Source organism: Flavobacterium luminosum (genome assembly GCF_023635005.1).
GTDB lineage: Bacteria > Bacteroidota > Bacteroidia > Flavobacteriales > Flavobacteriaceae > Flavobacterium > Flavobacterium luminosum.
In genome coordinates, this window is sequence record NZ_JAMLJM010000006.1 from 136623 (window position 1) to 150470 (window position 13848).

At 33.3% G+C, this 13848-nt stretch carries 11 protein-coding genes and 1 other RNA gene; 6 read left to right on the plus strand and 6 right to left on the minus strand.

Annotation, left to right across the window (positions count from 1 at the left end; all coding sequences use genetic code 11):
* The first annotated feature begins 64 nt into the window (after positions 1-64).
* Positions 65-1456 carry a TlpA family protein disulfide reductase gene (locus NAT50_RS09205; protein ID WP_250592980.1) on the plus strand — a complete coding sequence of 464 codons (1392 nt, stop codon included), beginning with the start codon at positions 65-67 and terminating at the stop codon, positions 1454-1456.
* 70 nt (positions 1457-1526) lie between these two features.
* Here NAT50_RS09205 and fsa read toward each other — a convergent pair whose 3' ends face one another.
* From fsa to ffs, 4 genes are all read right to left on the minus strand, one after another.
* Positions 1527-2183: a fructose-6-phosphate aldolase gene (gene fsa, locus NAT50_RS09210; protein ID WP_250592981.1), complete on the minus strand. Its 657-nt coding sequence runs from the start codon at positions 2181-2183 to the stop codon at positions 1527-1529.
* 91 nt (positions 2184-2274) lie between these two features.
* On the minus strand, positions 2275-3078 hold the full coding sequence (locus tag NAT50_RS09215; protein WP_250592982.1) for an SDR family oxidoreductase: 804 nt from the start codon (positions 3076-3078) through the stop codon (positions 2275-2277).
* 9 nt (positions 3079-3087) lie between these two features.
* A complete protein-coding gene (locus NAT50_RS09220; protein WP_250592983.1) occupies positions 3088-4080 on the minus strand; it encodes an enolase C-terminal domain-like protein in 993 nt (330 codons plus the stop codon).
* A 70-nt stretch (positions 4081-4150) separates the two neighbouring features.
* Positions 4151-4249: signal recognition particle sRNA small type (gene ffs, locus NAT50_RS09225), an RNA gene on the minus strand.
* Positions 4250-4336: 87 nt separating this feature from the next.
* Between ffs and NAT50_RS09230 the strand changes: the two genes are divergently transcribed.
* The 4 genes from NAT50_RS09230 to NAT50_RS09245 all read left to right on the plus strand — a co-directional run bounded on the left by NAT50_RS09230 (position 4337) and on the right by NAT50_RS09245 (position 7680).
* Entirely contained in the window at positions 4337-5380 is a 1044-nt protein-coding gene (locus tag NAT50_RS09230; RefSeq protein ID WP_250592984.1) for a glutaminyl-peptide cyclotransferase, read from the plus strand.
* Between the two features lie 143 nt (positions 5381-5523).
* Positions 5524-5829 carry a hypothetical protein gene (locus NAT50_RS09235; RefSeq protein WP_262918646.1) on the plus strand — a complete coding sequence of 102 codons (306 nt, stop codon included), beginning with the start codon at positions 5524-5526 and terminating at the stop codon, positions 5827-5829.
* Between the two features lie 100 nt (positions 5830-5929).
* Positions 5930-7015: a DNA polymerase III subunit gamma/tau gene (dnaX, locus tag NAT50_RS09240; protein ID WP_250592995.1), complete on the plus strand. Its 1086-nt coding sequence runs from the start codon at positions 5930-5932 to the stop codon at positions 7013-7015.
* Between the two features lie 254 nt (positions 7016-7269).
* The gene (locus tag NAT50_RS09245) at positions 7270-7680 is read left to right on the plus strand and encodes a DNA polymerase III subunit gamma/tau (RefSeq protein ID WP_250592985.1); all 411 of its coding nucleotides are present in this window, start codon (positions 7270-7272) and stop codon (positions 7678-7680) included.
* A 40-nt stretch (positions 7681-7720) separates the two neighbouring features.
* On the opposite strand, the gene NAT50_RS09250 is transcribed toward NAT50_RS09245, so the two are convergent.
* Positions 7721-8611, minus strand: coding sequence for a Ppx/GppA phosphatase family protein (locus NAT50_RS09250; RefSeq protein ID WP_250592986.1), 891 nt, complete (start codon positions 8609-8611; stop codon positions 7721-7723).
* Positions 8612-8630: 19 nt separating this feature from the next.
* The gene (ppk1, locus tag NAT50_RS09255; protein WP_250592987.1) at positions 8631-10745 is read right to left on the minus strand and encodes a polyphosphate kinase 1; all 2115 of its coding nucleotides are present in this window, start codon (positions 10743-10745) and stop codon (positions 8631-8633) included.
* A gap of 747 nt (positions 10746-11492) precedes the next feature.
* Between ppk1 and NAT50_RS09260 the strand changes: the two genes are divergently transcribed.
* On the plus strand, positions 11493-13848 hold a 2356-nt coding region (locus NAT50_RS09260), incomplete at its 3' end, for an HYR-like domain-containing protein (RefSeq protein WP_250592988.1).

The window sequence follows — 13848 nt, forward strand, 5'->3', positions numbered from 1 at the left end:
AACTGTCTATTAACAGCGTCATTCATGTAATACAAATATATTTGTCTCAAACAATTTGATTAGAATGATTGCCTATTTCAAAAAAATACCATTTTTATTTGTAGCTGTTAGTCCATTTTTTTTAAATTCTTGTGCTTCAGTATTTCAAGATGATGATTACACGGCTTATTTTGGAGGTGAAATCATAAATCCTAACTCTGAAAATGTCTATTTATGTCGCAATAATGAAATTATTGACACCATTAAATTAGACAAAAACAATCGTTTTTTTAAAAAATACGATTCTTTAACTCCCGGCATGTATACTTTTAAGCATGAACCGGAATATCAATATATCTACTTTGATAAGAATGATAGTTTGATGATTCGTCTAAACACACATGAATTTGATAACTCTCTTACTTTCTGTGGCCGAGGCGATCAGAAAAATAATTTCCTAATTGAATTGTTTCTTAAAAACGAAAATGATCGTAATGCTTCTTTCGATATTTATGATAATGATTTAAAAACGTTTGAAAAACAAATAGCTGCATATCATAAAGAGAAAAAAGCTTTTTACGAAAGACGTAAAGAAGATATCGAATGGAATGAAGATTTTGATATTTATGCTAAAACCATGTTAGACATGCCTTATTTAGCACAAAAAGAAATTTATCCTTTGGCACACAAGTTTAGAACAAGTGAAGATATATGTCGTCATTTGCCTAAAAATTATTATGATTTCAGAAAAAAAATCGATTTTAATGATGAGAAGTTAACCCATTTTGCTCCTTTTGTGCGATACCTAACTTCTATGATGAATAACGTATCTTGTCGTGAAGGAGGCACTGACAAATCATTAGAAAATAACATTAAAAAACTAGAAGTAGCAGATTCGATTTTTACCAATCAAAAAGTAAAAAATGCAGTCTTGAATAATATTGCGTTCATGTATATGTTGGAAGATCAAAACATGATGAACAACAATAAGTTCTTGGAAAAATACTTCAAGTTATCGACGGACAAAGAAAAACAAAAAGAGATTAAAAAGATTGCTGAAGCAACTCAGACAATGTCTCCTGGGAAACGTCTTCGAAATATCAATTTAATTGATTCCAACGATAATAAATTAGATTTTGGTTCTGTAATCAACAAAAATACTGTGGTTTACTTTTGGACTTCCGAAGCTAAATCGCATTTAGAAGCAGCTCACAAAAGAGCTTCCGAATTAAAAGCGAAATATCCTAATTGGGATTTTATAGCAATAAATATTGATGATTCTAACGAAGCTTGGAAGACTGCACTCAAAAGGCATGGTTTAAATGGCTTAGAATTACATGCTACTAATTTCAAAGAAATTAAAGACAAATGGGTGATTACCAAAATTCACAGAGCCATGTTGATCAATGCTGACGGAACTATCAAAAATGCTTTTGTAAGTTTATTCGATGCTAATTTTGAAAACTATCTAAAATAAAATACAAATACAACGAATAAAAAAAGCTACTGTAAAACAAACAGTAGCTTTTTTGTTATGGTAAATAATATTATTTATTTCCTTTTTCGTAATCAGCAATAAATTGTGCAATTCCAATATCCGTTAATGGATGTTTTAATAAACCTGTAATAGCAGACAAAGGACCTGTCATTACATCAGCTCCAATTTTAGCACAATTTACAATGTGCATCGTATGACGTACAGAAGCCGCTAAAATTTGTGTTTCGAAACCATAGTTATCATAAATATCTCTAATTTCTTGAATTAAATTCAATCCATCCGTAGAAACATCATCCAGACGACCTAAGAATGGAGAAACATAAGTTGCTCCTGCTTTAGCTGCTAATAATGCTTGACCTGCAGAAAAAACCAATGTAACGTTAGTACGAATTCCTCTATCCGAAAAATATTTACAAGCTTTAATTCCTTCTTTAGTCATGGGAAGTTTAACCACAATTTGCTCATGTAATTCCGCCAATTCTTCACCTTCTTTTACCATTCCTTCAAAATCAAGTGCATTCACCTCGGCACTAACATCTCCATCCACAATGTTACAAATGTCTACATAATGCTTTAAGATATTATTCGTCCCTGTGATTCCTTCTTTTGCCATCAAAGATGGATTTGTGGTAACACCATCAAGAATTCCTAATGATTGTGCTTCTCTAATTTGCTCTAAATTGGCTGTGTCAATAAAAAATTTCATCTGTATATTTTAAAATAGTTTTTGTTCTAAAGTTAATATTTTCAAAGTGGTATCTAAGATCTATGGTTAATTCTTACAACCAACTGCAAAATTACAATTTATAATGATTCATTAACATTTTTTCATATATTTTATCAGGCAACACTCTTTTTAAAACTATAGAGAATTTCTGCATAAATGCCCCAACTTTATAATGGATTTTTGGTTTTGGAGTATTGATGATTGTATATACCGCTTGGGCCATTTCGATGGGATTACTCCCAGAATCGACATGGGTATTCATTTCCGCCAAGGTGTTCCCATAGGCACTTTCATAAGCTGATCCTTTAATCACTGGAGCATGATAACGCCCCGCGGCAATGTTGGTTGCAAAATCTCCAGGAGCAATATTTGTTATTTCTATACCAAATTGTTTAGTTTCCATGCGAAGCGCTTCGGTTACAATTTCTAATGCTCCTTTTGAAGCCGAATAAATACCTCGGTATGGCAATCCCATATAACCTGCAATTGAAGTTATATTAATGATCAATCCGGATTTTTGTTCGCGCATTTTCGGAAGAACCGCCTTCATTACTTCGATTGGGCCAAAAAAATTGGTTTCAAAATTATTGCGCATTTCATTAGTCGGAATTTCTTCAATCGGACCAGTAATTCCCACCCCAGCGTTGTTAATGAGAACATCAATTCGTCCTTCTTTCTTTATGACATATTGTACTGCATTCTGAATAGAATCAACGTTTTTGACATCTAACGTAAGTAAGGAAAAAGTGGTCTTAGTTACATTTTCCGGATTACGACTCGTCCCGTAAACGATAAATCCTTTATGGATTAAAAATTCACCTATTGATTTTCCAATACCGGAAGATCCTCCTGTTATTAATATTATTTTGCTCATTATATTTTTTTAAAATACAGAAATCCCCAGACCAGGTTTTTCTGAAAGTTGAATATTTCCATAATAAATTTTGCTTCCCTTAGCAATGTCATTTGCAATTAAATTAGCGCCATCTAAATCGGTATAATCAGCTAAAGGAGCCAAAACTGCTCCGGCAGAAATTCCAATAGTAGATTCGGTCATACAGCCAATCATTATTTTAAAATTAAGTGCTTTAGCTTTTTCAATTAAAGATAAAGCCGGAGTTAATCCTCCGCATTTAACTAATTTGACATTGATGCTTTGATAATGTGGTTGCAAAGAACGTAAATTTTCAATACTCTGACAATCTTCATCAGCCATCCAATTGGCAAATTTATCTCGCTCTAAAATTTGAAATTGATTGGTTGGCATTGGCTGTTCCAAATAACTTATTTTTTGAACCCACGGTGTATTTTGCAACAACTCACAATCTTTAGAGGTAAAACTCCCGTTGAAATCTAATGCTATTGTTTTGTCTAATTCTGTAAGTTTTTGAATAGCAATTTCATCAAAACTCTTACATTTTATCTTAAATTTGGACCAACCCGAAGTTTTAATCTTATTAAGTTGTGTCTCTATTGGACCTGCACTGATTGTTAACGAAGATTCTGGAATATTTTTTATGGGTATTTTATTGAGTTCTATGAAATTTTTCCCTTCTAATTTTCCATACAAATCCCAATAAGCACAATCTAGCGCGGATACTAAAAATGAAGGGAAATTAAGCCTTAAAATAAACTGATAAAACTCAGTGGGATAAATTATCTTTTGTGCTTCAATTAAAGTTTTACTTGAAGATAAAAGATTTACAAAATCTGGTAATTTTATACCATAATAATCAATAGCCGTACATTCACCGTATCCTTCAACTCCTTTATAAGAAAGAGAAACGATCAAAGCTTCTCTACTGGAATAATTTCCGTAGGAAATAGAAAAAGTTTCTTTGAGTTGAAAAGTAACGATTTGCCAAGATAATAGCATCCGGAAAAATTTTGTCTAAAATAAAAAATCCCGAACAATCGGGACCACAATTTTAAAAATATTTTAGAAAAAATGGCAAGCGACCTACATCGCACCGCTACAACCGCATACCTTTGCTGCGTTCCCACCCTGGAGGAGTCTGCAGGAGCTGGTCGTGTAGGACTTGCCGCTGCAAATATACAAACTTTTTGTATTTTTACAAGCACATTTGATAATGAAAAACTCTTTGTATATTGTATTCGAAAAATATTTAAAAATGAAAAAATATAACCTATTAACATTCATATTGTTAGTATTTTTATTAACCAATTGTTCCGGGGATAAAAAAAATTTATTTTCTATTGATGATTCAAAATTTAAGCTTTTATATCATCAAGGAGATCCTATTTCTCTGGAATTGACGAATAAAAAAGAAAAAAATATTGATTCTGTAATCTATTTTAATGGAGAAAAAAGAATCGGTTCTGTTAAAGGAAATTCAGTTTTAACTTATCGATTAACAGATGAAAAACTAGGTTACCATACTCTGAAAGCTGTGGTTTATTTTGAAGGCGATTCAACTAAAGTAGAATCAAGAATAGAATTGGTTTCTCCTATTGAGCCCAAACTTCTAACATATACCATTATCAATACTTATCCACACGACACAAAAGCTTACACACAAGGATTAGAATTTTACCGTGATACATTAATTGAAGGTACTGGTCGTAACGGCTTGTCTTCACTACGAAAAACAAACTATAAGACAGGAGAGGTTTTTAAAAAAATCGATCTGGACAGTAAATATTTTGGCGAAGGAATCACTGTTTTAAATAACAAAATTTACCAATTGACTTGGCAAGAAAACACAGGATTTGTATACAATGCAGATAATTTAAAACTTGAAAAAACATTTCAATATACCCGAAAAATGGAAGGTTGGGGCCTTACCAACGATGGTACTTATTTATATCAAAGTGACGGTTCAGAGAAAATTTGGCTATTGGATCCTAAAACGCTTAAAGATGTTAATTATATTAATGTCTATACTTCCAACAATAAAATTAAAGCGATTAATGAACTAGAGTGGATTAATGGAAAAATTTATGCCAATGTTTATCAGATGGACGCAATTACCATTATTGACCCAAAATCTGGTGCCGTTGAAGCAGTAGTTGATTTATCTGCGTTAAAATCGAAAGTAACACCACATCCGGATCTAGATGTCCTCAACGGAATTGCATACAATCCCAAAACTAAAACAATTTTTGTCACCGGAAAAAATTGGGACAAAATGTTCGAAATAAAAATAAATAATTAAAAGCTGGATGAAACCAGCTTTTTTTGTGGAATTTTATCAGATTATAGCTATAAATTACAAAAGAAAGCTAACATCAATAGAAATAAAAATACAATACAAAAAAAATATTGTATTTTTAAGGTATCTATTTAAACCTCAAAATAATGCATACCTACAACTATGGAAATATAACCGAAGCATTAGCTTCATTAAAGGAAGAAGGATTCACCATCGATTTTAATATTAATATTGAAGAATTTAAAATTAATCCCCATGATTACGAAATTGTTCATATTTTTAGATACGAAGGAGATTCTAACCCTGATGATGAAGCGACTGTTTACGGAATTCAATCAAAAACAATAAAGGAAAAAAAAGGAGTATTTGTCTCCGGATTTTCAGCCAATTCAGATTGTGAATTTTCCAGATATCTTAAAGGACTTACTATAAAGGGACACAAAGGCTTATAATGCTTTGTGAATAACTTTACAGAAAAAAAACAATATTTTGAATCCCAGAACTTGCTTTTTGGAGTTATAAAATTCTATATTTGTGAACCCAATTAAAGCTATGGAACAATTTATTGTATCGGCTCGAAAATATCGTCCTCAAACGTTCAAAGACGTTGTGGGGCAACAGGCTATTACTAATACTTTGTTAAACGCCATAGAAAACAATCATTTGGCACAAGCACTACTGTTTACTGGACCTAGAGGAGTTGGAAAAACTACTTGTGCTCGAATTTTAGCCAGAAAAATTAATCAGGAAGGCTATGATGACCCTAATGAGGATTTTGCCTTTAATGTATTTGAGTTGGATGCTGCCTCAAACAACTCTGTCGATGATATTCGAAATCTTATTGATCAGGTTCGAATTCCTCCTCAAACCGGTAAATATAAAGTATACATAATAGACGAGGTACATATGTTGTCTCAAGCCGCTTTTAATGCTTTTTTAAAAACATTAGAAGAGCCACCGCGTCATGCTATTTTTATATTGGCAACTACAGAAAAGCACAAAATTATACCAACTATTTTGTCTCGCTGTCAGATATTTGATTTCAAAAGAATTACAGTTAAAGATGCTAAAGAACATTTAGCTGAAGTGGCCAAAAGCCAAGGAATTAGTTTTGAAGATGATGCTTTGCATATAATTGCTCAAAAAGCTGATGGAGCCATGCGTGATGCTTTATCTATTTTTGATCGTGTAGTCTCATATTGTGGCATCAATCTGACCCGTGCTGCCGTTACGGAAAACCTAAATGTACTTGACTTTGAGTATTATATTAAAGTAACCGATTTAATTTTAGAGAATAAAATCCCGGAATTACTTCTAGCGTACAACGATATTTTAGCAAAAGGTTTCGATGGTCATCACTTTATCGCCGGTCTAGCATCACATTTCAGAGATTTATTGGTCTGCAAAAATCCAGCGACTTTATCTTTATTAGAAGCCGGTGAACATGCTCAGAATTTATATCGAGAGCAATCTCAAAAAGCAACACAAGATTTTTTACTACAAGGTATTGAATTAGCCAACGATTGCGACTTAAAATACAAATCTTCTCAGAATCAACGTTTATTAGTTGAACTTTGCCTGATGCAATTAGCCTCTATCACTTTTGATGGAGAAAAAAAAAAGCTAAGTCCTTTATAATACCTCCGACATACTACAAAAAAACAAGCTATTCTATTGAAGAAGTAAAAATAGCCAATAACACTAACGTTCAAGAAGCAGTTCAAACTTCAAGTATTGGAACGAATAAGACAATTCAATCCCAAAACACGATTAATCAACCTGCTACTACTAATCAGAACACAGAAAATAAATCAGTAACTCCTACACCAATAGTTACAGATCAACCAAAGTTTTCTGCTTTGTCATTATCCAGTATACGAGCAAAAAAGGAATTGGAAGCAACATTGAGTCCTGTTCAGAAAAGTCATGATGAATTACCTCACGAGCCTTTTACTGAAACTCAAATGTTAGAACAGTGGGTAAAATATGCACAAAATTTAGGCAACAAAGGTTACAAAATCTTAGAATCGTTAATGTTGATTAACGATCCTAAACTCGAAGGCACCACTATTATTCATGAATTGCCCAACGAAAGTTCCAAAATAGATTTCGAAGGAGAAAAACACGATTTATTGGGACATTTGAGAGGTAAACTTCACAATTACGGGATAACGATAGAAATAAAAATTAACGATAATATCGAAATCAAAAAAGCATTCACGGCTGAAGAGAAATTTCAACGTTTGAAAGAACTCAACCCCGCAATCGATACCTTAAAGAAACTTTTCGATTTAGATGTTTAATTTCATTTCCAAAGAGAATAAATTTTCTCTTCAAAATAAATTAAATTCGATCGTAATACATTGCTTTTACAATTCCGTCAGACAAGCCAATTTTAGGGACTAAGATTTTATTGGCTCCACTCCATTTCATAGCATTGAGATAAATTCGAAGCGCGTGAATAATCACATCGGCACGATCTGTATTGAGACCTAATTCGGCTATTCGTTGTTCATAGGTCAACGAGTTCAAATATTGGTATTGGGTATTAAGGTAAATATACGATAACGGTTTTTCCTGCATTTTCCCGGACAATTTGAAAATTTTATTGATATTTCCACCCGAACCAATTAAAGTGATATTATCATAATCTGCCGTGTTGGTCTTGATCCATTTTTCAATTTCATCCCAAACAACTTGATTGACCATATTATTCAACAAACGAACTGTACCGTTTTTAAATGATTTTGAGACAACCATTTTACCTTCAGAAAAAAGAGAGAACTCGGTGCTTCCTCCACCAACATCTACATACAAATAGGTAGCTTCGGTTTTAATAAAATGATTCAAATCAGAAGCGGCAATGATCGCTGCTTCTTTTTTCCCATCAATAATATCTATTTTTATATCGGCTTTTTCTTTAATAATTTCAACAACCTCTTGACTGTTATAGGCTTCACGCATGGCAGAAGTAGCACAAGCCATGTATTTTTCAACGTTGTAAACACCCATCAATAATTTGTAAGCCTTCATAGCGTCAACCATTCGGCTTATATTTTCTTCTGAAATTTCTCCAACCGTAAAAGCATCTTGTCCTAAACGTATCGGAACACGAAACAAAGCACTTTTGTTAAATTGTGTTTCTTTTCCTACTTGTTCTACTACATTGGTAATTAACAATCGCATAGCATTAGAACCTATATCGATTGCTGCATATTTTTTAATTGTAATCATCTCCGAATCAACCTCTCTTTTATATTTCTTCTGTTATTACTTCTATTTTGTCTCTGTAATAATTGTACGTTTCTTGTTGTGCTCTAAAAACAGGATTATCCCCTCGCAATCGGTATTTATTATCCAATTTTTCGGAATGGAAACGAGCCTTTACATTGCCTTTCCAGCCAATTTCAAAAACATCTATCAATTCTTTCTTAATCGCCTCATCATAAATAGGACAACTAACTTCAACACGAGCATCGAGGTTTCTAGTCATAAAATCGGCAGAAGAGATAAATACTTCTGGATCACCGTCATTAGCAAAAATATAAACTCTGGAATGTTCTAAATAGGCATCTACTATAGAGATGGCCTCAATATTTTCGCTCATTCCTTTTACACCTGGGATAAGAGAACAAATACCTCGAACAATCAATTGAATTTTGACTCCTGCCCTACTAGCTTCATAGAGTTTGTCGATCATTTTGGTATCCGAAAGACTATTCATTTTTAGTTTAATATAAGCCTCTTTACCCAAACTGGCATTTACAATTTCACGATCAATTAATTTAGTAAATTTTGAACGTGTGTGATGTGGCGATACAATTAAATGCTTGTAACGATGCAGTCTGTAATTAATTTGAAAAAATTCAAACACCTTTGAAGCTTCTTTCAAAATTTGTTGATGCGATGTTAACAATGTTACATCGGTATAAACTTTGGCCGTAGATTCGTTAAAGTTTCCTGTAGAAATGAAGCCGTAACGTTTTAATTTTCCCTGCTCATCGATACGTTCAATATAACACAACTTACTGTGTACTTTTAATCCTTTTACTCCAAAGATAAGTTCAATACCTTCGGTTTGCATCATCTCGGCGTAGTAAATATTGCTGGCTTCGTCAAAACGAGCTTGCAATTCGATTTGAACCACTACTTTTTTCCCGTTCTTGGCCGCATTAATTAATGAACTTACAATTTGAGAATTTTTGGCTAATCGATACAAAGTAATTTTGATTGCCGTTACCCTTGGATCTAAAGCCGCTTCACGTAAAAATTTAATGATATACGCATAGGATTGATAAGGTGTATTAATCAGAAAATCTCTATTTTCAATAGTCTTCAGAATACTACCCTCCATACTTAATCCAACCACAGGAAGTGGAGTTTTGGTTTTATAGAGCAAATCAAAACGACCTAAATTCGGGAAATCCATATAATCACGTCGATTGTGATAGCGACCGCCGGGAATAATACTATCTTTTGAATTAATTCCCATTCGATGAAGAAAAAACTTAAGCGTATCTTTATCGATAGATTGATCATAAACAAACCGAACCGGTTCTCCCAGACGTCTGTCTTTTACTCCTGAAGAAATTTTTTCAATAAAACTTTTGTTTAATTCACTGTCTAGTTCTAACTGCGCATCTCGGGTAATTTTAATCATGTGAGCCGAAATACTTTCATAGTCAAAAATATTGAATATCGAATCTAAATTGAATCTAATAACATCATCTAATAAAATAACATATTGCTTGTCAGAATTAGATGGAAGTACCACAAACCTGTTGATTTCTTTGGGAATCTCAATTACAGCATAACGAACGTCCTTTTTCAATTTCATTTTTTCTAAAATAGAAGAGGACTCTTTAGGCTTCATTACTAACTTAATAGCTAAATACCCTGATGTATCTTTTAATAGAGGAAACTCATCCAGGTCATTCAAAATGATGGTCACTAATTCCGGACTGACTTTCTGAATAAAAAAATCGTGTGCAAAATGTTGCTGTTCTCTGGTGAGTTGGCTTTCATTAATGATAAAAATACCTTCTTTTTCCAACTCCTTTTCAATAACGCTCAAAATACGTAAACTCTCCGATTGTTGTTCGATAACGGTATCGGTTATACTTCTAATTAATTCTTGAGGAGAAGTATCTCCAATAATTTTGTCGCTTTTTTCTCCAGAAATACTCAAACGACGAATAGCCGCATATCGAACACGGAAGAATTCGTCTAAATTATTCGAAAAAATTCCTAAAAAACGAAGCCTGTCTAATAATGGTACTTTTTCATCTGCGGCTTCTTGTAAAACTCTGAAATTAAAAGCTAACCAGCTTTTTTCCCGATCAATGTATCTATTTTCTATGGCTTGCATCTAATTTATATCTTTTTGAAAAACAATTTTCCATGTTTTTTCTATGTTTAATTCATCATTATAAAAAAATACTCCTATCAAATTACATTATATAAAATCTGATGTAAGAACATTCTCAGTATATTTATTGTCAAATTTATTCACAAAATTTGTAATAGCCTCATGAACTATTAAAAGAATTGACATATTAACTGAATTTTCACATTTCTTTATCATTGATTTTAATTCTGAAATTTCAAATGCCTTAAAAGTTTCAAGAAAAGTATTTTTTGATCAGCTACTTTAAAACAATTAACTCGTAAATCATGATTTATTTTTACTTTGATTTTTCTCTTTTATAAAAATTATAGACTACTCGAAAATGCTATTTCTAAGTTTAGATTGAATTATCTAATTAAAATTGGTGATAAGCCTTATTCATGGATTTTAATTATTTAAGCATCACTTAATTCACTAGTAGTGTCTGACAAATGAAGTAGAATAAGTTAATTCAAAGGATATATTGATCAATTCATCGAAATTCGAACGCTAGAACTTTTCAAGAGTAATTATTGTCCTATTTTTGTTACGGATAAAACCACTAAAATTCCATTTTTAAAGAATAAATTTAAATACCACTTCTCAAATTTATTCAGAAATCAGTCTTATACCATTAACTATTTAATGGTATATCAAGTCTCCTGCGATTGTTAAAAACAATTGCAAATCATTCGTTGTATCAAATATTTAAATTAAAACTTTTAGCGTATGAAAAGTAGTTTTACTCTAATGTTACCGTTGAAATTATTACAAACAATACTATTGTTTGTGATTCTTTTTGGCGTTAACCGGTCTTTTTCTCAAACACAAGCTGATTTGAGAAATTGTGGCTATAATTGTACTTCCAACAATTATACCCTTAACGATGTATTTCTAAGTCTTACAGATGTGTATGGAGTTCCCATTACCAATACTACCTGTACTATTGGTAATGTTCAACAGGTCTATATCTTAATGAACTATACATCTAATTCTAATTCCAATATTTATTTCACTCGATTTTTTGCCGATTTATCAATTGATGGAGTGGTTACTCCTTTGAATGAGTTCTTAGGAACCATCGCTCCTGGTGGTGGTCAAAAAAGATTATACGGCCCTTTCAACTGGACTTGTGGACAAGAACTACTCTTATCCAACATTTTAGTAGTTTGGAAAACAAGTGGTTCGCAAGATCCTGGCCAAAATTATACCTGTCAGAGTTTTAGTAATGCACAATGTGACTTTTCCCCAAACATGATTGTTTCTAAACCTTTGGCGGTACAATTTAAATATTCAGGATGTACAACGGGAAATCAATCAACTATACAATTTACTTCAACAACCAATGGAGGAATTGCTCCTTATTCTTTTGCTTGGGATTTTGACAGTAACGGAACTATTGATTCAACCTTACCTAATCCTTCTCATACTTACAATACTTCTAATAGCTATACAGCTACCCTAACCGTTATAGATTCCCAAGGATTATCTAATTTTTACAGTTTACCGATTTTATTTCCATCTGAAATTAACATTTCTGAAAGCATCACTAATTTGAGTTGTACTGGTGCTAGTACAGGATCTATTAATTTATCAGTAAGTGGTGGAACGGGGTCTTATCAGTATTCATGGAGTAATGGATCTACAGAATCAAATATATCTGGTTTAACAGCAGGTACGTATACTGTTACTGTAACCGATGCTCTTAACTGTTCTAAAACAGAAACGTATACTATCACAGGAGGAGATTCAATCCCTCCAACAGTAACAGCGCCATCTAATCTAAGTTTAGAAGGCTGTAATGAGAATGTTACTTTAGATTTACCGTATAGTGATACTGAAGTTGTAATTACTTTATCAGAATTACAAGCTTTAGGAGGTAACGCAACCGACAATTCGGGAGGAACTTTAATCATCAGTTATAAAGATGTAAAATCGGGAACTTGCCCTACTGTGATTACAAGAACTTTTTATGCTAAAGATTTCTGTGAAAATGTTGGCTCTAATGTCCAAACCATCACTATTAATGACACAACACCTCCTACTTTACCTTCTGTTTTACCTCAAAACATTACCGTTTCTTGTGATAATGTTCCAGCTGGTTCTTCACTCACAGCAAATGATAATTGTAACGGAGAGATAGTAGCAAATAGTGTTGATACCATAACTACTTCTGCATGTGCAAGCCAATATAGCATTGATAGAAAGTGGACATTTATAGATGCGTGTGGGAATACCTCTTCTCATACTCAAATTATTACAGTTCAAGATACTACTAAACCAACTTTCAACGGTACACTTCCAGCAGATGTAACTGTGGAATGTGACAATATTCCTGAGCCGGCAACTTTAACCGCTTCGGATAATTGTGATAACAACGTATCGGTAGTATTCTCTGAAACTTTCAGTGGAAAAGAAGATCAGTGTGCGGCCAACTATACCATCACACGCACATGGACAGTGACGGATTGTGCCGGTAACCAAACCGTACACACTCAAATTATTACAGTTCAAGATACTACTAAACCAACTTTCAACGGTACACTTCCAGCAGATGTAACTGTGGAATGTGACAATATTCCTGAGCCGGCAACTTTAACCGCTTCGGATAATTGTGATAACAACGTATCGGTAGTATTCTCTGAAACTTTCAGTGGAAAAGAAGATCAGTGTGCGGCCAACTATACCATCACACGCACATGGACAGTGACGGATTGTGCCGGTAACCAAACCGTACACACTCAAATTATTACGGTTCAAGATACTACTAAACCAACTTTCAACGGTACACTTCCAGCAGATGTAACTGTCGAATGTGACAATATCCCTGAGCCGGCAACTTTAACCGCTTCGGATAATTGTGACAACAACGTATCGGTACTATTCTCTGAAACTTTAAGTGGAAAAGACGATCAGTGTGCAGCCAACTATACCATCACACGCACATGGACAGTGACCGATTGTGCCGGTAACCAAACCGTACACACTCAAATTATTACAGTTCAAGATACTACTAAACCAACTTTCAACGGTACACTTCCAGCAGATGTAACTGTGGAATGTGACAATATTCCTGAGCCGGCAA